This is a genomic window from Aromatoleum sp., assembly GCF_032027225.1.
Classification (GTDB): Bacteria; Pseudomonadota; Gammaproteobacteria; order Burkholderiales; family Rhodocyclaceae; genus Aromatoleum.
This window is the reverse complement of sequence record NZ_JAVSMM010000012.1, coordinates 19,373-41,395: the sequence shown is the minus strand read 5'-3', so window position 1 is coordinate 41,395 and position 22,023 is coordinate 19,373. Positions and strand designations below refer to the sequence as shown.

Here is a 22,023-nt window from a genome sequence, read left to right as displayed (position 1 = left end):
CGCCGGCGATGCTGACGGGATGAAAGTGAATCGGAAGTTCGGAAAGGTCGCGGTGCTGCTCGGCGGCACGTCGGCGGAACGGGACGTTTCGCTGATGTCGGGGAACGCAGTGCTCGCGGCGCTGCGCGCTGCCGGCGTGGACGCGCACGGCTTCGACCCGGCGGAGCAGGATCTGCATGTGCTGAAGGAGCAGGCTTACGAGCGCGCCTTCATCGCGCTCCACGGGCGCGGCGGCGAGGACGGCACGGTACAGGGGATGCTCGAGCTGCTGGCGATTCCCTACACCGGCAGCGGCGTGATGGCCTCCGCGCTCGCGATGGACAAGTGGCGCACGAAGATGGTGTGGGCCGCTTGCGGTCTGCCGACACCGCGCTACGCGATTCTGACGGCCGATACGGATTGGGAGGCGGTGGCGACCGACCTCGGGCTGCCGATTTTCGTCAAGCCGGTGCATGAAGGTTCGAGCATGGGCGCGACGAAAGTCGTCCAAGCCGGTCAGCTGAAGGCCGCGTGGGAACTCGCCGCGCGCTTCGACGATCTCGTGATCGCCGAGGAATTCATCAGCGGCGCCGAACTGACGATTCCGTTCCTCGACGACCGCGCGCTGCCGGTGATCCGCATCGAGGCGCCGGACGGCAAATACGATTACCAGAACAAGTACTTCAACGACGACACGCGCTACCTGTGTCCGAGCGGCCTGCCGGCCGCGCAGGAGCAGGCGCTGCAGGCGCTCGTGATGAAGAGCGCGCAAGTCCTCGGCTGCCGCGGCTGGGGCCGCGCCGACTTGATGCTGACCGACGACGGCCGGCCGTATCTGCTCGAGATGAACACGTCGCCCGGCATGACCGGCCATTCCCTGGTGCCGATGGCGGCAAAGGTCGCCGGCATGGATTTCACCGAGCTGTGCCTCGCGATCCTCGAAGGGGCGCGCCTTGGCTGACTTCCGCCCCCGCTCCGCGAGTGCCGAACGCGTGCCCGGCATCCGCCGGGCGCCGTCGCGCGCGCGCGAACGCGAGGGCCTGTGGCACAAGCCGGGGCTGCTGAACCTCGTCTCCGACCTGCTGATGCTCTTCGCGGCGGTCGCGCTCGGGTATGCGCTGGTCGTCTGGTTCATGTCCCGGCCGCTCTTTCCGCTGCGTGAAGTGGTCGTGCTGACGCCGCCGGCGCAAGTCACGAGTTCGCAGCTCGAATATGCCGCCCGCACCGCCATCCGCGGCAACTTCTTCTCGGTCGACCTCGAAGCGGTGCGCGCGAAATTCGAGAAGCTGCCGTGGGTGCGGCGCGCCGAGGTTCGGCGGCGCTGGCCGGACGTCCTCGAGCTGCGGCTCGAAGAGCATCAGGCGATGGCGTACTGGACGGTGTCCGACAGCGGCGAATCGCAACTCGTCAACAAGCAGGGCGAAGTCTTCGTCGCCGCGAGCAACGCCGACATGCCGGCGTTTTCCGGCCCGCAGGGGTCGGCCGCGTACCTGCAGGCGAAGTACCACGAGTTCAACCAGACGCTCGCGCCGCTCGGTGTCCGCCTCGTCGGCGTCGAATTGTCCGCGCGCGAAGCGTGGCAGCTGCGGCTCGCCGACGGCATGGTCATCGTCCTTGGTCGCGACCAGGAAAAGGCGCCGATCGACCAACGGCTCGAACGCTTCGTCTCGGCGTGGCCGCAGGCGCAGGAAAGCATAGGTGTGCAGATCGCGATGGCGGATCTGCGCTATCCGAGCGGATTCGCCCTCACTCCCGTGGCGGAAGAAAAAGGATCGAAAGGCAAGAAATGACGAAGGAATACAAGGACCTGATCGTCGGACTCGATATCGGCACCGCGAAGGTCACCTGCATGGTGGCCGAGGCGCGGCCCGACGGGCGCCTGAACGTGATCGGGCTCGGGACGCAGCCGACGAGCGGCCTCAAGCGCGGCGTCGTCGTCAACATCGAAGCGACCGTGGACGCGATCTCGCGCGTGATCCAGGAAGTCGAGCTGATGGCCGAATGCAAGATCCGCGATGTCTATACCGGGATCGCCGGCAGCCATATCAAGAGCTTCAACTCGAACGGCATGGTCGCGATCAAGGACAAGGAGGTCACGCCGATGGACGTCGAGCGCGTGATCGAGGTCGCGCGCGCGATGCCGATCCCGGCCGAACAGCAGATCCTCCACATCCTGACGCAGGAATTCATCATCGACGGCCAGGGCGGCGTGCGCGAGCCGATCGGCATGAGCGGCGTGAAGCTCGAGGTCAAGGTGCATATCGCCACCGGCGCGGTGTCGGCGGCGCAGAACGTCATCAAGTGCGTGCGCCGCTGCGGGCTCGAAGTGATGGACCTGATCCTGCAGCCGCTCGCGTCGAGCTACGCGGTGTTGACCGAGGACGAGAAGGACCTCGGCGTCTGTCTCGTCGATATCGGCGGCGGCACGACCGACATTGCGGTATTCACGCACGGCGCGATCCGCCACACCGCGGTGTTGCCGGTCGCCGGCGACCAGATCACGAACGACATCGCGATGGCGCTGCGCACGCCGACGTCGGAGGCCGAGGAAATCAAGATCCGCCACGGCGTCGCGATGCACACGCTCGCCGACCCCGAAGAAATGATCGAGGTGCCCGGCGTCGGGGATCGGCCGCCGCGTCCGCTGTCGCGTCAGCGGCTCGCGGACGTCATCGAGCCGCGGGTCTCCGAACTGTTCGAACTCGTGCAGGCCGAGCTGCGCCGCAGCGGCTACGAGGAACTGTTGTCGTCGGGCATCGTGCTGACCGGCGGCTCGTCGGTGATGGCCGGCATGGTCGAACTGGGCGAGGAAGTGTTCCACATGCCCGTGCGCATCGGGTCGCCGCAGTACGGGGGCGGACTGGCCGACGTCGTGTGTCACCCGCGTTACGCCACGGCGATGGGGCTCGTGATGGAAGGATATGCGCAACGCCGGCGCGGGATTCTCGCGCGGGAGACGCGCAGCGTGCGCCAGATGTTCGGACGCATGAAATCGTGGTTCGAAAAGAATTTCTGACAGGGTGGACGAGTGGTCCGGAAAATTTGAAATGAGTACCTGTGGCGGGCCCGCATTTAGTAATAAGATTCGCGGTTTTTACTAGATATGGGTCCGGCTGGGGATTCAGGTCGCTACAGCAGTTCTACAGGAGGCGCGGCAAATGTTTGAAATCGTTGAGAGGGAGCAGACCGGCACGATCATCAAGGTGATCGGCGTCGGTGGGGCCGGCGGCAATGCCGTCGATCACATGATTCGCGAAGGCGTGCACGGTGTCGAATTCATCGTCGCGAACACGGACGCGCAGGCGCTCAAGCGCTGCCTCGCGCCGAACAAGATCCAGCTCGGCAGCTCCGGCCTCGGTGCCGGCTCGAAGCCCGAAGCCGGTCGCGCCGCAGCACAGGATTCGCGTGACGCGATCGCCGCCGCGCTCGAGGGGGCGCACATGTGCTTCATCACCGGCGGCATGGGCGGCGGCACCGGCACGGGCGCGGCGCCGGTCGTCGCCGAGATCGCGCGCGAGATGGGCATCCTGACGGTCGCGGTCGTCACGAAGCCGTTCGACTTCGAGAACCGCCTGCGCGTCGCCGAGAGCGGTGTCGAGGAGCTCACGCGCCACGTCGACTCGCTGATCATCGTGCTCAACGACAAACTGCTCGAAGTCTACGGCGACGACGCCGGCTTCGAGGACTGCTTCCGCTCGGCCGACAACGTGCTGCGCAGCGCCGTCGGCGGCATCGCCGAAATCATCAACGTGCCGGGCCTCGTCAACGTCGACTTCCAGGACGTTCGCACCGCGATGGGCGAGATGGGCCGCGCGATGATGGGTTCGGCCGAAGCGTCGGGCATGGATCGCGCGCGGATCGCCGCCGAACAGGCCGCGGTGAGCCCGCTGCTCGAAGGGACCGAACTGTCCGGCGCGCGCTGCGTGCTGATCAACATCACTGCGAGCCGCTCGCTGAAAATGTCGGAAGTGCGCGACGCGGTGAAGACGGTTCAGGCGTTCGCGGCGCCCGAAGCCTTCGTCAAATACGGCACCGTGTTCGACGAGTCGATGGAAGACACCGTCCGGGTGACGGTCGTCGCGACCGGTCTCGGTTCGCCGCGCTCGGCGCGCCAGCCGGTGATGCAGATCGTGCAGGGCACCGGCACGTATGGACCGTCGATGGGCACGATGAACACGCAAAACCTCGACGTCCCCGCGGTAATCCGCAGCGGCCGGCGCACGACGGTCGAAGCGATGAGCGCGAACGGCATGGGCACTTACGACATCCCGGCGTTCCTGCGCAAGCAGGCCGACTGAGTCGTTTTTGCGTCGCGCCCGACGGGCGCCTCGATGCGGACCGCTGCCTCCGGTCCGCATCGGGCGCCCGTCGCCATTTCGTCACGCGGCGCACGCTTCGCGCAATTGATTGTTGCCTCGCGGCTGCGACGGGCACCGGTCCGGCGCGTCGAAGCCTCGTGATAAACTGCTGGCGTGAAACAGGAAATTAACAAGTGATGCGGCAGCGCACCCTCAAATCGATCGTCAAGGCCACTGGCGTCGGCCTGCACGGCGGACGCAAGGTCCAACTCGTGCTCCGTCCGGCGGCGCCGAACACCGGAATCGTCTTCCATCGCGTCGACCTGACTCCGCCGGTCGACCTGCCTGCCGACCCGTACTCGGTCTGCGACACGCGAATGTGCTCCGGGCTCGAGCGCGAGGGCGCGAAAGTCGGCACCGTCGAGCACCTGATGTCGGCCCTGGCCGGTCTGGGCATCGACAATCTCCATGTCGACGTCGACGCCCCCGAGATTCCGATCCTCGACGGCAGCGCCGGGCCGTTCGTCTTCCTGCTGCAATCGGCGGGCATCGAGGAACAGAAGGCGCCCAAGCGCTTCCTGCGCGTGAAGAAGGCTGTCGAATACCGTGAAGACGACAAGTGGGTGCGGCTCGAACCTTACGACGGTTTCCGCCTGACATTCTCGATCGTCTTCAACCACCCCGCGATCGAAAAGACGTCGACGAGCGTGACCGTGGATTTTGCCGAGCAGTCGTACGTCCGCGACGTCGCCCGCGCGCGCACTTTCGGCTTCATGCAGGACGTCGACATGATGCGCGCCAACGGCCTGGCGCTCGGCGGCAGCCTCGACAACGCGATCGTGATGGACGAATACCGCGTGCTGAACGCGGACGGGCTGCGCTATGTCGATGAGTTCGTCAAGCACAAGGTGCTCGACGCGATCGGCGACCTCTACCTGTGCGGCCATCCGCTGCTCGCCGCGTACAGCGCGCACAAGGCCGGGCACGCGCTGAACAACCAGATCCTGCGGGTGCTGCTCGAGGATCGCTCGGCGTGGGAAATCGTCACGTTCGAAAAGACCGCTTCGACGCCCGCGGCGGTGACTCATCAGTTCGAGCTCGTGCCGGCGGGCTGAGGATCATGCTCGTCATCCGGCTTTTCGGCGTTCTCGCGCTGATCGGGATCGGCGGTTCGCTGATCGCCTGGATGCTCACCGGCAACCCGCGCTATCGCGTGTGGGCGTGGAATTTTTTCCGCGCCGCGCTGATCGTCGTGTTCGTGTTTCTCGCGCTGCTGGCGCTGGAGCGGGTCTTTCTGCCGCTCGCGTGAGCGTTTCAGCCGCCGCGGCTACGCGCGATCAGCCGTTCGAGCGATTCGCGCAGCGGCGAGTCCGCCGGCAGCGATTCCGAAAAGTCGGCGAGACTGCGGCGCCCGACGTCCGACAGCTTCCGCTCGGGCGGCGGTCGCGGCGCGTCGTGCTGCTCGATGATCCTGACCTTGACCTGCACGCTCTTCACCGGCAGTCCGGCGGCGGCGAACTGTTCGGCCAGCGTCGGCGCGATCTGCTTCAGTCGCGCGGCGACGGCGCCGCCGTGCGCGAGCAGCACGAGCGTGTCGCCCTTCAGGTTCGCGACCGAGCACGCAGTCGCAAGCGCCGGCGGCACGTGCTGCTCGAGCACCGTCTGCAGCCGCCGCAGGCGGGCGGCATGGTCGCGGAGCCGCGCGAGCGCGTCGCCACTGCCGAGAAAACGCTGGATCAGCTGAGTCATCGATAAATGTCCGTATCGCCGGCGATGGTAGGGACCGCACGGCAGCGGCGCAAGCGTTCATGACGCACATGCCGCCTGACGTCCCGCCCCGTCCGCAACCGGCCCGGATACGACCCCCATGCTAAACTGCTGCCTTTGCCGAATCGACCCACCGACACCTCATGATCTCCGGCCTTCTCAAGAAAATCTTCGGCAGTCGCAATGACCGCCTGGTTCGCCAGTATTCGCAGACCGTCCGCGCAATCAACGCGCTCGAGCCGGAAATCTCCGCGCTTTCCGACGAGGCCCTGCAGGCGAAAACCGTGGAGTTCAGACAGCGCGTGGCGGATGGCGAGTCGCTCGACAGCCTGCTGCCGGAGGCCTTCGCGGTCGTGCGCGAGGCCGGCAAGCGCGTGCACGGGATGCGGCATTTCGACGTACAGCTGATCGGCGGCATGGTGCTGCACAACGGCAAGATTTCCGAGATGCGGACGGGCGAAGGCAAGACGCTCGTCGCGACGCTGCCCGCGTACCTCAACGCGCTCACCGGCAAGGGCGTCCACGTGATCACCGTGAACGACTACCTCGCGAGCCGCGATGCCGACTGGATGGGCCGAATTTTCGGATTCCTCGGCCTGACCACCGGCTGCAACCTCTCGCGGATGGCGCACGGGGAGAAGCAGGCGGCGTACGCGGCGGATATCACGTACGGCACGAACAACGAGTTCGGCTTCGATTATCTGCGCGACAACATGGTGTATTCGGTCGGCGAGCGGGTGCAGCGCGGGCTGAACTTCGCGATCGTCGACGAGGTGGACTCGATCCTGATCGACGAGGCGCGCACGCCGCTGATCATCTCCGGCCAGGCCGAAGATCACACCGATCTCTACCTCAAGCTGAACCAGGTCCCGCCGATGCTCACGCTGCAGGAAGGCGAGGGCGACGACGTCACGAAGCCCGGGGACTACACGCTCGACCTGAAGGCGCGCCAGGTGCTGCTGACCGAACAGGGGCACGAGAACGCCGAGCAGATCCTGACCCGCATGGGCCTGCTCGCCGAGGGCACGAGCCTTTACGACCCGGGCAACATCCTGCTGGTGCATCACCTGTACGCCGCGCTGCGCGCGCACGCGCTGTATCACCGCGACCAGCATTACGTCGTGCAGAACAACGAAGTCGTGATCGTCGACGAATTCACCGGCCGTCTGATGGCCGGGCGCCGCTGGTCCGACGGCCTGCACCAGGCGGTCGAAGCGAAGGAAGGCGTGCGCATCCAGGCGGAGAACCAGACGCTGGCGTCGATCACCTTCCAGAATTACTTCCGCATGTACGGCAAGCTCGCCGGCATGACGGGGACGGCCGACACCGAAGCGTTCGAGTTCCACTCGATCTACGGCCTTGAAACCGTCGTCGTGCCGACCAATCGGCCGATGGTCCGCAAGGACGAGAACGACAAGGTCTATCGCACCGCGAACGAGAAGTGGGACGCGGTGATCGCCGACATCCGCGGCTGCGTGGAGCGCGGCCAGCCGGTGCTCGTCGGCACGACTTCGATCGAGATCAACGAGTTCATGTCCGGCGAACTGAACCGGGTCAAGCTGCCGCACCAGGTGCTGAACGCGAAACAGCACGAGCATGAAGCCGAGATCGTCGCGCAGGCCGGGCGGCCCGGCGTCATCACGATCGCGACGAACATGGCCGGCCGAGGCACCGACATCGTGCTCGGTGGCAGCATCGAACGGCAGATCGCGGCCGTGCGGGCCGATGCCTCGCTCAGCGACGAGCAGAAGGAGTCGCGCATCGCGACCATGCGCGACGACTGGAAGAAGGTGCATGACCAGGTGCTCGCCGCGGGTGGTCTGCACATCATCGGCACCGAACGGCACGAGTCGCGCCGCATCGACAACCAGCTGCGCGGCCGCGCCGGTCGTCAGGGTGACCCGGGGAGTTCGCGTTTCTACCTGTCGCTCGAAGACCCGCTGATGAAGATCTTCGCCGGCGAGCGGTTGAACGCGATCATGGTGCGGCTGAAGATGCCCGAAGGCGAGGCCATCGAGCACGCGATGGTGACGCGTTCGCTCGAATCGGCGCAGCGCAAGGTGGAGCAGCGCAACTTCGACATCCGCAAGCAACTTCTCGAGTACGACGACGTCGCGAACGACCAGCGCAAGGTGATTTACCAGCAGCGCAACGAGCTGCTTGCGACCGACGACATCTCCGAGACGATCCGCGCGATGCGCCAGGGCGTGTTGCACGACACCTTCCGGATCCACGTCCCGGCCGACACCGTCGAGGAGCAGTGGGAGGTCACCGCGCTCGAACAGGTGCTGGCCGCGGAGTTCCAGCTCCGCGTGCCCGTTGGCCGCTGGATCAAGGAGGAGCCCAATCTCGACGACGAGACGATCCTCAAGCGGATTCTCGATGCCGGCGAAGAGGCGTACTCGACAAAGGTGGCGCAGGTCGATCTGGCCGCGTGGCATCAGTTCGAGCGCAACGTGATGCTGCAGAGCCTCGATACGCACTGGCGCGAGCATCTCGCCGCCCTCGACCACCTGCGGCAGGGCATCCATCTGCGCGGCTACGCGCAAAAGAACCCGAAGCAGGAATACAAGCGCGAAGCGTTCGAGCTCTTCGAAACCTTGCTGGATACGGTAAGGGCCGATGTCTCGAAACTGCTGATGACGGTTCAGGTGCGCACCGAGTCGCAACTCGAAGAAGCCGAGACGCCGCCCGAACTCGACAACGTGCAGTACCACCACGCGGACTATGACGAGGCGCTCGGGGGAGGCGGCGACGCGGCCGCGGTTGCCGCGCCCGTACAGGCCGGCCCGAAAGTCGGTCGCAATGACCCGTGTCCCTGCGGATCGGGCAAGAAGTACAAGCATTGCCACGGCAAGCTGAGCTGATCGGCCATGGTGAACGCAGTGGGGCGGCGCGAGCGCGCTGATCGCCGACACGGCGCTGCTCGCCGAGCCTACAGTTGCGGGTTCGAGCATGGCGAGAGGCGCTGACGCGGTTCCGCCCAAGCCGGGTCCGGCGCTTTACCCGGAACTCTCGCTCGGCATCCCGGAGGAGACTCTGCCGTCGGGGCGGCGCGAGAAGCGGACGCTCGCCCACTGGGTCACCCACATCCGCGAGCAGGAAATGCCCGCGCTCGGTGCGACCGTCGCACTGATCCATTCGGTGGCTGACGACGAGAAGGCGTCGACGAACCATCTCGCGCAAGTGATCCTGCAGGACGCGGCGATGACCGCGAAAGTGCTCAAGCTCGCGAACAGCGCGCTGTACAACCCGTCGCGCCAGACGGTAAGCACGATCAGCCGGGCGATCGTGGTGCTCGGATTCAACGTCGTCGTCGAAATCGCGGTCGCGATCCGGCTCGTCGATGCGCTGCTCGCGGGAGGCGTGCGCAAGCGGGTGATCGAGGAGATGGCACGCGGCTTTCACGCTGCCGTTCAGGCCCGGTCGCTTGCCAGCATGCGCCGGGACGGGCGCAGCGAGGAGGTGTTCATCGCCGCGCTGCTGTCGCGGGTCGGCGACATGGCGTTCTGGTGTTTCGGCGGCACCGTCGCGCAGTGTCTCGACGAGGTTCTCAAAGCGGGCGGCCAGACGTCGGACGAGGCGCAGATGAGCGTGCTCGGCTTTCGTCTGCGGCAGCTCACCGCGGGCCTCGCGCGCGAGTGGAAGCTCGGGCCCTTGCTGCTGTCGGTCGTCGAAGGCGGCGGCCGCGGCGGGCCGGAGCAGGCGATCGTCTTCGGCCAGCGGCTGGCGGTCGAAGTCGAGAGCGGTTGGGATGCGCCGGGAACGCGCAAGCTGATCGAGGAAATGGCTTCGTTCGCCGGCGTGGCACCGGAGGCGTTGCGCGAGACGCTCGCCGAGAACGGCATGGAGGCCGCGCGGATCGTCAGCTATTTCGGGGCACCCGAGGTCGCGCACCGTATCCCGCAGGCCGGGCGAATCGCGGCTGAAGAGCCGGTCGCGGTCGACGACGCCTTGACGCCCGATCCGCATCTGCAGCTGAGGATCCTGCGCGAAATTTCCGGCCGAATCGCCGCGGGGGCGAACCTCAACGAGATCCTGAACCTCGTCCTCGAAGGCATTTACCGTGGCGTCGGCTTCGACCGGGTCCTGTTCGCGCTGTTGTCGCGCAACCGTTTGCAGCTGATCGGCAAGACCGCGCTCGGCGCGGGAGCCGAGGGGCTGCGCCAGCGCTTCATCTTTTCGCTCGACGATACGCCAGGCGACTTGTTCAACGAGTTCTTTCGCAATCCTCGGGCGCTGCGCCTCGGTGCGGGGCAAACGCCTCCCGTGTTGCGCGTCGATCGATTGCAGCTCGTCACGAACACGACCCTTGCCTGCATCGCGCCGATCCAGGTCCAGGGACGCGCAATAGGTATGTTCTACGCCGACCGGCTGAACCCCGCCCGCGGTCTCGATGACGAAACCTTCGAAGCCTTCCAATTGTTCGCGCAGCAGGTTTCGCTCGCGGTGACCGCGGCGGCCTCGGCGCGACAAACCCAGTAAGACGCCGCCGTTCGTTCGGCGGCCCCGCGAATCGACATCACAACCCGAGGCTTCCGCGAAACCTCGACCAGAACATGGAGAACTGCCGTGCCCGTCAACCTGCCCGTCCTGCAGCCTGCCGACCTTCTGCCGGTCCCGGGTGTCCGCCTCGGAGTCGCCGAAGCCGGAATCCGGAAAGCGAACCGCCGCGACCTCACGCTGATCGAGCTCGCGGCCGGCAGCCGTGCCGCCGGCGTCTTCACGCTCAACCGTTTCTGCGCGGCACCCGTGCAGCTGTGCAAGCAGCACCTTCCGGGCGGCAGGATCCAGGCACTCGTGATCAATACCGGTGTTGCCAACGCGGGCACCGGTGAGCAGGGTCTAGCGAACGCGCATGCGACCTGCGTCGAGGCCGGCCGCCTCCTCGGTATCGCGCCCGAGCAGGTGCTGCCGTTCTCGACCGGTGTGATCCTCGAGCCGCTGCCGGTCGATCGGCTCGTCGCCGGACTGCCGGCGGCGCAGGGGGACCTGCGGGCGGACGGCTGGTTCGACGCCGCGCACGCAATCATGACGACCGACACGGCGCCGAAGGCCGTGTCGCGCCAGATCCAGATTGGCGGACGCACCGTGACCTTGACCGGTATCAGCAAGGGCGCCGGCATGATCAAGCCGAACATGGCGACGATGCTCGGCTTTCTCGCGTGCGACGCATCGGTCGCCCAGCCGCTGCTCGATTCGCTCGCCAAAGAGGCCTCCGAGGTGTCGTTCAACAGCATCACGATCGACGGCGATACCTCGACGAACGATTCATTCATCGTCATCGCGACCGGACAGGCCGGCAACGATGAAATCGCCGATCCGCTCGGCGCCGACTTCCACACGCTGCGCGAAGCCGTCATCGACGTGTCGATCCGGCTCGCACAGGCGATCGTGCGCGACGGCGAGGGCGCGACGAAGTTCATCACGATCGTCGTCGAAGGCGGTGTCGATCGCGACGAATGCCGCAAGGTGGCCTACGCGATCGGGCAATCTCCGCTCGTCAAGACGGCATTCTTTGCATCCGACCCCAACCTCGGCCGGATCCTCGCAGCGATCGGCTATGCCGGCATCACCGATCTCGATGTCGACCGACTGCGCGTGTGGCTCGGCGCCGCGAACGAAGAGGTGCTGGTCGCCGAACGCGGCGGCCGCGCCGCAACCTATCGCGAGGAGGACGGCGCGCGCGTGATGAAGGAGTCCGAAATCACGATCCGCGTCGATCTCGCGCGCGGCCAGGCCGGCGCCATCGTCTGGACCTGCGATTTCTCGTACGACTACGTGAAGATCAACGCGGACTACCGCAGCTAGCACGGTTCCCGCGACTCGCCCCGGGGCGCCGACGTGTCGACGACGGGAGCCGGGGCGATCGGCCTTACTCGCGCGGCGGCGGGACCGCCCAGTCGGTCAGTCCGGCTTTCGGTAGATCGGCGGCCCCATCTCCGTCACGTGCTGGAATGTTGTCGCTCCATCGGGTTCGATGATGCCTGCGAGCGCTGCATATTGTCGGGAACCCGGATAGAACTACCGAGACGCGCCGCGACTTTCTACGCGGCCCGCTGAAAGCGCCAGCGCGACGAGTTCGGCGATCGAGCGCTTTCCCGTCTTGTGCATGATGCTTGCCCGGTGGGTTTCGACCGTGCGCTCGCTGATTCCGAGTTCCGCGGCGATCGTCTTGGTGCGCTTGCCGGCGACGATCCCGTCGAGCACGTTGCGCTCTCGCGGCGTGAGGCTCGCGACGCGGACGGCCGCGCCGCCATCGGGCGATCGACGCTGGACACGACACTGGGAACAGGCCCGCAAGGCGTCGCGAGTGCGCTCGATCAGGTGCTGGACGTTGAACGGCTTTTCGAGAAAGTCGAACGCGCCGAGACGCATCGCGCGAACTGCGGTCGGGACGTCTGCGAAGCCGGTCAGGAAGATCACCGGGATGTCCGCGTGAACCCTCCGCAACCACTCGTGGACTTCCGGGCCGGACACCGCGGGCATCCGCACGTCAAGGAGGACGCAAGTCGGCCCGTCCGGCTTCCAGTGTCGGACCAGCAGGTCCCCCGACGCGAATTCGTGCACTCTCAAGCCGAGGCTCGTGAACACTTCAAGCAGAAAGGCCCGCATATGAACGTCGTCATCGACGATGCAGACCGATCCGTTCAGCGCCCAGGAATGCATATGGAGTTCGAGTTCGACGGAAATGGCGCGGATTGTAGCGGCTTTTGATGTCTATGGAGTTACGCCAATGACATATAACGAATGCGTTCGCGGAGCGGCCCGCGGCGGCGTGCGGGATATAATGACAGGAGCAAATAATTGGCAGGGAGATGTCTTGGTGAACTTTCCATTCTTGCATCAGGCAGGAGTCCGGGACGGACTCGAGCCGCTATTCGACGCGATGCTCGAGGGTGTGATCGCGCGCGACGGAGAGGGAAGGGTTCTTGCATCCAACTCGGCGGCTCATCGCATTCTCGGCCTGTCGCGCGAAGTGCTGCAGCAACATGATATCCAGAGTCTGCCGTTGAGCTATCTGCGCGAGGACGGGTCGCCCTTTCCGGCTGACCTGCATCCGGCGCTCGTCACGCTCCGTTCCGGGCAACCGCAGCGCAAGATCGTCATGGGCGTCGTGCAAGACGACCGGGAGCCGGTGTGGGTTCTCGTCAACAGCCAGCCTATGCGGGACGCAACGGGCCGGATGGCGGCGGTCGTCACGACCTTTGCCGACATCACGGGAATGAAGCACGCGGAGTCCGCGCTGCGGGCGACGGAAGCCCGCGGCCGGACTCTCGCCGAGGCGATCGCGCAGTCCGGAAGTGCCGTCATCATTACCGACCGCCACGGCTGCATCGAGTACGTGAACCCCGCCTGTTGCGCGGCGTACGGATATGCGGAGGGGGAGCTCATCGGCGCCTCGCCGAGAATCTTCAAGTCCGGCGAAACGCCGGCCGAGGTCTATGCAGCGCTATGGAGCACGATCCTCGCCGGCGGAACGTGGCGTGGCGAACTATCCAACCGCAGCCGCGATGGGCGTCTGATTCGCGAGACCGTGTCGGTGTCGCCGGTGCGGGATGAGGACGGGGTCGTGCGTCATTTCGTCGCCGTGAAGGAGGACATCACACAGTTGCGCGAAGACGAACGGCGACGCCACGAGTTGTTCGAGCGCGTCGCCCGGCTCGAGCGGACCGAACTCGTCAGCACGCTGACGAGCGGGATCGCACACGACTTCAACAACATCCTTGCGGCCATCCTCGGTTATACGCAACTCGCGGAAAACCAGATCAGGGCCGATGGGCGTCTGCCCGAGGTCGCGCGCCACCTCGATGAAATCCGCACTGCCGGACAGCGCGCGCGAGCGCTCATCCAGCAGTTGCCCGGTTTCAGGCAGACGGGATCTTGTTCCGCCCGAGCGACGCGTCTCGACGCCCTTGCCCGCGAAGTCGCCGGCCTGTTGCGTGCGACGCTGCCCGATACGGTCGCGCTTGTCACGGACATCGATCCGGCGCTGCCGTCGTTATCCGTCGACCCCGGCCACGTCCATCAGCTTCTTATGAATCTTCTCGTCAACGCGAGGGATGCGATCAACGGCGCCGGTACGGTCCGCCTTTCGGCCCGTCGCGAATCGATGAAGACGCATGCGGTCTGCGATTCGTGTGGTTGCGAGTTCTCGGGCGACTGGCTCGCGATCTCGGTGCGGGACGACGGACCGGGAATCCCTCCGGAACTGCGCGCTCGGCTTTTCGAGCCGTTTTTCACGACGAAGGAAGTCGGCCAGGGGACGGGGATCGGGCTGTCGGTCGTGCACAGCGTCGCGCATCTCTACCTGGGGCATGTTCGCGTCGTGTCGGCTCCGGCGACGGGCTGCGAGATACGCGTGCTGCTCCCGGCATCGATCCTGGTCAGGGAAGTGGACGCGGGCACGCGGGAAATGGACGAGGGCGCGGCCTCGGCGTGCGGTGCGCGCGCCGCAGCCGACTTCCGCGTGGCCTGACCGTCCTCAGTGCAGGACCCGCGGCATCGCGAGCATGAACGCGGGAATCTCGGCTTCGAAGCGATGTCCATCGTCGGCCGCCATTTCATAGGTGCCGTGCATCGTCCCGACCGGCGTTTCGATCACCGAGCCGCTCGAATAGGTGAACTGCTGGCCCGGAGCGAGCGTGGGTTGTTCGCCGATCACGCCCAGCCCGCGGACTTCCTGCGTCTTGCCGGTGCCGTCGGTGATGACCCAGTGACGGCTGATCAATTGGGCAGCCACGGTGCCGACGTTCGTGATCGTGATGTGATACGCGAAGACGTAGCGGTCGTCTTCGGGAGCCGACTGTCCGGCAACGAACTCGGCGGTGGCCTCGACCTTGATGCGGTATTTTTCCGATTCAGTCATGAGTTCTCTCTGACGCGGGTTGAGGTCCTGCTTCATCGGCGCAGACCGTCAGCTTGTCGAATGGACCGGCCGACGCTCGGCGGATGGCCCGGAGAGGTAAAATAGCACTTTTGCCGGAAAATCCGTTATGTCCGTTTCGTCCCTCATGGCTCTTTCCCCCCTCGACGGCCGCTATCACGGCAAAGTAGCGGGACTGCGCGATCATTTTTCCGAGCACGGCCTGATTCGCAATCGCGTCAGAGTGGAAGTCGCCTGGCTGAAGGCGCTCGCGGCCGAACCGGGGCTCGCCGAGATCGCGCCGTTCTCGGCCGCGACCGTCGCCGAACTCGACGCCGTCGTTGCGGAATTTTCCCCGGCCGACAGCGATGCGGTGAAGGCGATCGAGGCGACGACGAATCACGACGTCAAGGCGATGGAGTACTGGCTCAAGGAGCGGCTCGGGCACAACGCGGAAGTGACGAAGGTGTCCGAGTTCATCCATTTCGCCTGCACGTCCGAAGACATCAACAACACGTCCCATGCACTGATGCTGCGCGAGGGGCGTGACGCGGTGCTGCTGCCCGCGCTCGACGCGGTCATCGCGCGCTTTCGCGAGCTCGCGTACCAGCTCGCCGACCTGCCGATGCTGTCGCGCACCCACGGCCAGCCGGCGAGCCCGACGACGCTCGGCAAGGAGATGGCGAACATCGCCGCGCGACTCGTTCGTGCCCGCGGTGCGATCGCGCAGGTCTCGCTGACCGCGAAATTCAACGGGGCCGTCGGCAACTACAACGCCCACCTGTCCGCGTGGCCGGCTTTCGACTGGGAAGGTTTCAACCGCGCGTTCATCGAGTCGCTCGGCCTCGAATTCAACCCGTACACGATCCAGATCGAGCCGCACGACGCGATGGCCGAGCTGTTCGACGCGATCGCACGGACGAACACGATCTTGATTGACGCCTGCCGCGACATCTGGATGTACATCTCCTTCGGCTACTTCAAGCAGAAACTGAAGGAAGGCGAAGTCGGCTCGTCGACGATGCCGCACAAGGTCAATCCGATCGACTTCGAGAATGCCGAAGGCAACCTCGGGATCGCGAACGGTGTGCTGCGGCATTTTTCCGACAAGCTGCCGATCTCGCGGATGCAGCGCGATCTCACCGACTCCACGGTCCTGCGCAACATGGGCGTCGGCTTCGGGCACACCGTGATCGCGCTCGACTCCTGCTTGCGCGGGCTGAACAAGCTCGAAGCCGACCCGGCCCGGGTTGCCGGCGATCTCGAAGCGGCGTGGGAAGTGCTTGCCGAGCCGGTGCAGACGGTGATGCGCCGCTTCGGGATCGAAAATCCGTACGAGCAGCTGAAGGCGATGACGCGCGGCAAAGGCATCACGCGCGACGCGCTGCAGGATTTCATCAGGACGCTGGCGATTCCGGAAGCTGACCGCGAACGTCTGCTCGCGATGACCCCGGCGAGCTATGTCGGCAAGGCCGCCGAACTCGCGAGACGGATCTGACGCGTAATGTTGTGCTGGAACGCCGCCGCGGCGCGGCCTTCCGAGTTTGAGGGAACGAGGAAAATGGCATTCGCCGACAATCTCAAGCAGCTGCCGAAAGTGTCGCATCTGGCAGCGCTGAATCTGCTCGACGCGAACGACGCGATCGTCGCGTCGATCGAGAACAAACCGGGGCAGGCCGGTTCACTCGCCGTTTATAACCACCTCGCGCAGCTGTACGGCGCGATCGGACCCGAGGCGGCGAAGAAGGGGTTGGAGCTGTTCGCCGAGCATGCCGACGATGCGCGGGCGAATCCGGGCAGGCACCCGAACATCGACCGCTTGATCGGCCTCATCGAACGCCGCGAAACGCTGCGCGTGAAGCAGGTGTTCGAAGTCTAGAGGCGAGGCTGCGTCCGTCCCGCCTGTCGCATCTCCCCGCCGACCGGAAAGCACAGCGCATCCCGCTCGGTGGGGGTGGCGATTCACGAAAGCCCCATCCGCATCCGAAACGAGAGCTGCGAGCGGCCGCGCGGGTTTCCTTGCTGCCCGGCATATTTCGCGGGCGCCGACAGGGCGGTGTCGGTTCGAGCCCGAAGCTGCAACGCTCGCTTTCCGCTGGGCGGGTCCGCGGGAGGGCGAGTGCGCACGCGCCTCCTGCGCCTGCCTCCGCATCGGTCGCCGATGAACGCCAGCTCCGGCGCATCATCGCTCCGCTCCTGGCGGAATCTGTAGGTCGTTCCGCCGGATAGCGCCAAAGCGGGCACACCCGTCCTCTCGCGCGATGATCTTCATTCGACGCGATCGACTCCTCACTCGATTCGGACCCTCTCGCGTCCAGCAGAGCCCTGGCGGCTGTACGCGCCGCATCGATCCTCACGGGCTCCCCGGAGGTCGGGCCGGCAGCACGTCAATGCGTCGAAACCCATTCATTCGGCGTTCAGATATGGCGGCGTAGTGTGCGACTCCGAACCCACCGTCAGGAGCCCGTCATGAATTCGAACGTCCTTGCCCTCGCCGTCGCGGCCGCGGTCTCGATCGCAACAACCTCAGCCACCGCCGCAGTGCGGGACGCGCCGCCCTACGAGGCGGCGGTCCAGCAGCAGGATACCGGGGAGCCGTGGCGGGTCGATGCGACGGTGCGTCGCGGAATGGGGGACTTGCGCTCGACCGTCGACGCGGGGGTGGCCGGCCGGGCAATCGGCAGTATTTCGGGAGAACGCCTCGGGGAATTGGGGCGGGTCATCGAAGCGCGCGTCGGCGAGATGATCGCGTGTTGCGCGACCCGGGAAACGTCCGGGCGTCATCTCCATATGGTCCTTGCCGAAATGGCCGATGGCGCAACGCTGATGATGCAGGGCGGGCATGCCGACGCGCGACGCATGGGGCTCCTTAAGGTCGTGCAGGCGCTGAACCTTTACGGCGATCTGTTCGACCATTCCGGTTGGCAGCCACTTAACGAATCCATCGCGGTTTCCGCAAGGTAAGAGAGGGCGTCATCGCCTTGCAGTCGCGGCTTTATAGGTCGCCTCCCGAGCGGCATCGACAAGAACCCGGACCGGGGCGCGCACTCGTTTTATTCGGAGCAGGAGGAGTTTGGGAAATGAATGCAACAACCGCAAAGCAATTGCTTGCCGCTTGTGCCACCGTCCTCGTGGGGATCGCCGGCAGCGCGGAAGGCGCGCTACCCGAAAACGGTCACGATCGGAACGTCGCTTCGACCGAAAAATGGCAGACCGATCCGGCGCTGCAGCAAGGGATGCTGAGTATCCGTGACATCGTGGAGCAGAACCTGCCGGCGATTCGGGCAGGTGACTTCCGCTACCGCCAGTACAGTGATCTGGGCAAGGCGGTGGAGGCGCAGGTTGCTTATATCGCGAGCAACTGCGACCTGGAGCCCGAGGCGGACGCCGTATTGCACGATCTCCTGGCGGAACTCTGGGACGGCGTCGACGGTGTGGCGGGCAGGATGAATGTCGGCGGACGGAGCAAGGGCGCCGATCGCATCGTCAGCGCGCTGGACCATTACAGCCAACATTTCGACCACCCCGGCTGGACGGCGCTCGAATCCGGGCTCTGAGGATCGCCGCACGCGAGGCCGGTTTTCGACCTGGGCCTCGCGTGCGGCGCCGGTGACTAGGCGCCGCCCGATCCGAAGAAATCGCGGATGCCGAGCATGCCGATCTGGAATCCGATCGCGACGAGGATCAGCCCCATGAAGCGCGTGACGATCCGTTCGACGCGCGGTGTCACGAGACGCTGGCGGGACAGCGCGAGATGCAGCGTCGCCCACAGCACTAGCGCCGAGCCGGCCGCGGCGATCAGGGCGATCACCGGGAGGTAGAGGCGCGACGGGTAGGTCACCGACAGCGTGATCGCTGTCGTGATCGCGCCGGGCCCGGCGACGAGCGGCATCGCGAACGGGACGAAGACCCGATCGCGCGGATCCTCGGGGGACGCGGCGTCCTGCTGAATCATGCTCGGGCTGCCGCGCAGCATCTCGAGCCCGACGAGGATGATGACAAGGCCGCCGGCGGTGCGAAAGGCGTCGAGCGAGATGCCGAACAGTTCGAGGACGTAGCGTCCGCCGAGGGCGGCGCCGGCGAGGATCGCGAACACGGCGAGGCCCGCATGGCGGGCGGCGCGGCGCTTGCCGTCGAGCGGCAGGCCCGCGACGATGCCGAGGAATAGCGGTGCGGCGACGATCGGATTCGTGATCGCGAGCAGGCTGACGAAGGCCTGCAGGAACTCGTTCATCGCCGTCAGGCGTCAGACGACCGCCTCTTCCTTTTCCTTTTTCGGCTTGACGAACTGCTCGCGCGAGACGCCGAGCCACATCACCAGCGGGCTCGCGACAAGCACCGACGAGTAGATGCCGAACAGGATGCCGATCGTCAACGCCATCGCGAAGTAGTGCAACGTCGCGCCGCCGAACAGCAGCATCGCGAGCACCATCATCTGCGTGCTGCCGTGCGTGATCACGGTCCGCGAAATCGTCGACGTGATCGCGTGGTTCAGGACTTCGGGCGTCGTCATGTTGCGGCGCTTGCGGAAAGTTTCGCGCACGCGGTCGAACACGACGACCGATTCGTTCACCGAGTAGCCGAGCACCGCGAGGACCGCCGCGAGCACCGGCAGCGAAAACTCCCACTGGAAGAACGCGAAGAAGCCGAGAATGATGACGACGTCGTGAAGGTTGGCGATGATCGCCGACACCGCGAAACGCCATTCGAAGCGCAGCGCGAGGTAGACGACGATGCCGAAGATCACCAGCAGCAGGGCCATCGCGCCGTCGCTCGCGAGCTCCTTGCCGACCTGCGGGCCGACGAACTCGACGCGCCGCAATTCGGGCGTGGGGCCGGCGACGGCCTGCAAGGTCGCCATCGTCTGCTCCGACACGCGCGCGGAGTCGAGCCCTTCGCGGTTCGGCAGGCGGATCAACACGTCGCGGGCGCTGCCGAAGTTCTGCACCTGCGCGTCGGGATAGCCGCTGTCGGCAAGCGCGTTGCGGATCGGCTCGAGCTGCGGCGCTTCCGAGTACGTGACCTCGACGAGCGTGCCGCCGGTGAATTCCACCGACAGGTGCAGGCCGCGTGTTGCGAGAAAGAACACCGCGAGCAGGAAGGTGATGATCGAGATGACGTTGAACGTCAGCGCGTGTCGCATGAACGGGATGTCGCGCTTGATGCGGAAAAATTCCATGTCTCAGGCCTTTTGTTGCGTGAGCGGCAGCGCGCGGCGCTGCCGTGTGCGTTCGTGGTCGTTCAGTTGCCCGGCTTCCAGATCTGCCCGATCGACAGCGAAGTGACCTTGCGTCGGCGGCCATAGATGAAGTTCACGAGCATCCGGGAGATCAGGATCGCGCTGAACATCGACGTGAGGATGCCGAGGCAATGCACGACGGCGAAGCCGCGCACCGGTCCCGAACCGAAGACGAGCAGCGCGATGCCGGCGATCAGCGTCGTGATGTTCGAGTCGAGAATGGTGTCGAACGCCCGCTCGTAGCCCGCGTGAATTGCCGCTTGCGGCGTCATGCCGGCGCGCAGCTCTTCGCGGATGCGCTCGTTGATCAGCACGTTCGCGTCGATCGCCATGCCGAGCGTCAGCGCCATCGCGGCGATGCCGGGCAAGGTCAGCGTCGCCTGCATCAGCGACAGCAGCGCGACGAGCAGGAGCAGGTTCGCCGCGAGCGCGATCACCGACACGAGGCCGAACAGCGCGTAATACGCGATCATGAAGATCGCGATCGCGATGAAGCCCCACAGCGTCGAGTTGAAGCCTTTGGCGATGTTGTCGGCGCCGAGGCTCGGCCCGACGGTCCTTTCCTCGATGATCTCCATCGGCGCGGCGAGGCTGCCGGCGCGCAGCAGCAAGGCGACGTCGTTCGCCTCGGCGGTCGTCATCCGGCCCGAAATCTGCACGCGGCCGCCGCCGATCTCGCTGCGGATCACCGGCGCCGTGACGACTTCGCCCTTTCCTTTCTCGATCAGCAGGATCGCCATGCGCTTGCCGACGTTCTCCCGCGTCACGTCGCGGAAAATCCGGCTGCCGGCGGCGTCGAGCGTCAGGTGAACGGCCGGTTCGTTGGTCTGACCGTCGAAGCCGGGTTGTGCGTCGGTGAGGCGGTCGCCGGTCAGGACGACTTGCGAGCGCACGAGCAGAGGAGAGCCGCCGCGCTCGGTGTAGAGCTCGGTGCCGAACGGCACATTGCCAGCGAGGGCCGCTTCGAGTGCGCCGGGGGTGTCGTCGACCATCCGCACTTCGAGCGTCGCAGTCCGGCCGAGGATGTCCTTGGCTTTCGCGACGTCCTGGACTCCGGGCAACTGCACGACGATGCGGTCGAGGCCCTGCTGCTGGATCACCGGCTCGGCAACGCCGAGTTCGTTGATGCGGTTGTGCAGCGTGGTGATGTTCTGTTTGATCGCGAAGTCGCGGATGCGCTGCTGTGCGACCGGCGTCAGCGTCGCGATCAGCTTCAGGTCTTCGGCCCCGTCGTTGCGGTCCGTGAGCTGGAGGTCACTCGTGCTCGCTGCAATCGCGCTGCGTGCGGCCTCGCGCTGCGCCGCATCGCGGAAGCGCAACTGCACGGTGTTGCCTTCGCGCGTGATGCCGGAGTGGCGCACGTCCTTGTCACGCAACAGCGTGCGCAAGTCGCCGGAGGTCGAGTCGAGGCGCTTCGTGATGGCACCCGGCATGTCGACTTCGAGCAGGAAATGCACGCCGCCGCGAAGGTCGAGGCCGAGGTACATCGGCAGCGCGTGGATCGCGGTGAGCCACGCTGGTGAGGCCGGCAGCAGGTTCAGCGCGACGATGTAGGAGGGGTCTGAGGGATCGGGGTTGAGTCGTTTCTCGACGACGTCCTTCGCGCGCAATTGCGCATCGGGCGACTCGAAGCGCACCCGGATGCTGTTCTGGTCGACGAAGAGCCCGGAATACGGAACCTTTTCCGCTGCGAGCGCCTGTTCGACGGTGCTGGTCAGCGCCTGATCGAGCTTCACGGTTGCCTTGCCGCTCGAAATCTGGACCGCGGGCACTTCGCCGTAAAAATTGGGAAGGGTGTAGATCAGGCCAAACAACAGGACCAGACCGATGAGGATGTTCTTCCAGAGCGGATAGCGGTTCATGACTCGCGCGGG

The 22,023-nt window shown here is 65.8% G+C and carries 20 protein-coding genes; 14 read left to right on the top strand and 6 right to left on the bottom strand.

Annotated features, from left to right (window positions below; all coding sequences use genetic code 11):
• Positions 1-25: 25 nt before the first annotated feature.
• The 6 genes from ROZ37_RS13785 (at position 26) to ROZ37_RS13760 (ending at position 5,586) form a co-directional block, all read left to right on the top strand.
• Positions 26-940, top strand: coding sequence for a D-alanine--D-alanine ligase (locus tag ROZ37_RS13785; protein ID WP_312660253.1), 915 nt, complete (start codon positions 26-28; stop codon positions 938-940).
• Positions 933-1,769 (top strand): cell division protein FtsQ/DivIB, encoded by an 837-nt coding sequence (locus ROZ37_RS13780; RefSeq protein ID WP_409449963.1) that lies wholly within the window; start codon positions 933-935, stop codon positions 1,767-1,769. The genes ROZ37_RS13785 and ROZ37_RS13780 overlap by 8 nt, the downstream gene beginning before the upstream one ends.
• Entirely contained in the window at positions 1,766-2,995 is a 1,230-nt protein-coding gene (ftsA, locus tag ROZ37_RS13775; RefSeq protein ID WP_312660109.1) for a cell division protein FtsA, read from the top strand. The genes ROZ37_RS13780 and ftsA overlap by 4 nt, the downstream gene beginning before the upstream one ends.
• Before the next feature lie 142 nt (positions 2,996-3,137).
• The gene (gene ftsZ, locus ROZ37_RS13770; RefSeq protein WP_312660108.1) at positions 3,138-4,277 is read left to right on the top strand and encodes a cell division protein FtsZ; all 1,140 of its coding nucleotides are present in this window, start codon (positions 3,138-3,140) and stop codon (positions 4,275-4,277) included.
• Between the two features lie 194 nt (positions 4,278-4,471).
• Positions 4,472-5,392 (top strand): UDP-3-O-acyl-N-acetylglucosamine deacetylase, encoded by a 921-nt coding sequence (gene lpxC, locus ROZ37_RS13765; protein ID WP_312660107.1) that lies wholly within the window; start codon positions 4,472-4,474, stop codon positions 5,390-5,392.
• Between the two features lie 5 nt (positions 5,393-5,397).
• Positions 5,398-5,586: a hypothetical protein gene (locus ROZ37_RS13760; protein WP_312660106.1), complete on the top strand. Its 189-nt coding sequence runs from the start codon at positions 5,398-5,400 to the stop codon at positions 5,584-5,586.
• Between the two features lie 5 nt (positions 5,587-5,591).
• Here the strand turns inward: ROZ37_RS13760 and ROZ37_RS13755 are convergent, their stop codons facing one another.
• Positions 5,592-6,026, bottom strand: a complete 435-nt coding sequence (locus tag ROZ37_RS13755) for a DciA family protein (RefSeq protein ID WP_312660105.1) — start codon at positions 6,024-6,026, stop codon at positions 5,592-5,594.
• A 161-nt stretch (positions 6,027-6,187) separates the two neighbouring features.
• Between ROZ37_RS13755 and secA the strand changes: the two genes are divergently transcribed.
• From secA to argJ, 3 genes are all read left to right on the top strand, one after another.
• Entirely contained in the window at positions 6,188-8,911 is a 2,724-nt protein-coding gene (secA, locus tag ROZ37_RS13750) for a preprotein translocase subunit SecA (RefSeq protein WP_312660103.1), read from the top strand.
• 88 nt (positions 8,912-8,999) lie between these two features.
• Positions 9,000-10,529 carry an HDOD domain-containing protein gene (locus ROZ37_RS13745; RefSeq protein WP_312660101.1) on the top strand — a complete coding sequence of 510 codons (1,530 nt, stop codon included), beginning with the start codon at positions 9,000-9,002 and terminating at the stop codon, positions 10,527-10,529.
• Positions 10,530-10,616: 87 nt separating this feature from the next.
• The gene (gene argJ / locus ROZ37_RS13740) at positions 10,617-11,855 is read left to right on the top strand and encodes a bifunctional glutamate N-acetyltransferase/amino-acid acetyltransferase ArgJ (protein WP_312660100.1); all 1,239 of its coding nucleotides are present in this window, start codon (positions 10,617-10,619) and stop codon (positions 11,853-11,855) included.
• A gap of 213 nt (positions 11,856-12,068) precedes the next feature.
• Here argJ and ROZ37_RS13735 read toward each other — a convergent pair whose 3' ends face one another.
• Positions 12,069-12,713 carry a response regulator gene (locus ROZ37_RS13735; protein ID WP_312660099.1) on the bottom strand — a complete coding sequence of 215 codons (645 nt, stop codon included), beginning with the start codon at positions 12,711-12,713 and terminating at the stop codon, positions 12,069-12,071.
• A gap of 157 nt (positions 12,714-12,870) precedes the next feature.
• Between ROZ37_RS13735 and ROZ37_RS13730 the strand changes: the two genes are divergently transcribed.
• Positions 12,871-14,523, top strand: coding sequence for a PAS domain S-box protein (locus tag ROZ37_RS13730; RefSeq protein WP_312660097.1), 1,653 nt, complete (start codon positions 12,871-12,873; stop codon positions 14,521-14,523).
• Positions 14,524-14,529: 6 nt separating this feature from the next.
• On the opposite strand, the gene apaG is transcribed toward ROZ37_RS13730, so the two are convergent.
• Positions 14,530-14,913 (bottom strand): Co2+/Mg2+ efflux protein ApaG, encoded by a 384-nt coding sequence (gene apaG / locus ROZ37_RS13725; RefSeq protein WP_312660095.1) that lies wholly within the window; start codon positions 14,911-14,913, stop codon positions 14,530-14,532.
• A gap of 127 nt (positions 14,914-15,040) precedes the next feature.
• On the opposite strand from apaG, the gene purB reads away from it, so the two are divergent.
• From purB to ROZ37_RS13705, 4 genes are all read left to right on the top strand, one after another.
• Positions 15,041-16,408, top strand: coding sequence for an adenylosuccinate lyase (gene purB, locus ROZ37_RS13720; RefSeq protein ID WP_312660094.1), 1,368 nt, complete (start codon positions 15,041-15,043; stop codon positions 16,406-16,408).
• Between the two features lie 63 nt (positions 16,409-16,471).
• The gene (locus ROZ37_RS13715; RefSeq protein ID WP_312660092.1) at positions 16,472-16,789 is read left to right on the top strand and encodes a DUF2322 family protein; all 318 of its coding nucleotides are present in this window, start codon (positions 16,472-16,474) and stop codon (positions 16,787-16,789) included.
• A 590-nt stretch (positions 16,790-17,379) separates the two neighbouring features.
• Positions 17,380-17,874 carry a hypothetical protein gene (locus ROZ37_RS13710; protein WP_312660089.1) on the top strand — a complete coding sequence of 165 codons (495 nt, stop codon included), beginning with the start codon at positions 17,380-17,382 and terminating at the stop codon, positions 17,872-17,874.
• A 116-nt stretch (positions 17,875-17,990) separates the two neighbouring features.
• Positions 17,991-18,467: a hypothetical protein gene (locus ROZ37_RS13705; protein ID WP_312660087.1), complete on the top strand. Its 477-nt coding sequence runs from the start codon at positions 17,991-17,993 to the stop codon at positions 18,465-18,467.
• A gap of 56 nt (positions 18,468-18,523) precedes the next feature.
• Here ROZ37_RS13705 and ROZ37_RS13700 read toward each other — a convergent pair whose 3' ends face one another.
• The 3 genes from ROZ37_RS13700 to secD form a co-directional block, all read right to left on the bottom strand.
• A complete protein-coding gene (locus ROZ37_RS13700; protein ID WP_312660084.1) occupies positions 18,524-19,144 on the bottom strand; it encodes a MarC family protein in 621 nt (206 codons plus the stop codon).
• A 12-nt stretch (positions 19,145-19,156) separates the two neighbouring features.
• Positions 19,157-20,089 carry a protein translocase subunit SecF gene (gene secF / locus ROZ37_RS13695; RefSeq protein WP_312660083.1) on the bottom strand — a complete coding sequence of 311 codons (933 nt, stop codon included), beginning with the start codon at positions 20,087-20,089 and terminating at the stop codon, positions 19,157-19,159.
• 62 nt (positions 20,090-20,151) lie between these two features.
• A complete protein-coding gene (gene secD, locus ROZ37_RS13690) occupies positions 20,152-22,011 on the bottom strand; it encodes a protein translocase subunit SecD (protein ID WP_312660082.1) in 1,860 nt (619 codons plus the stop codon).
• Positions 22,012-22,023 lie beyond the last annotated feature (12 nt).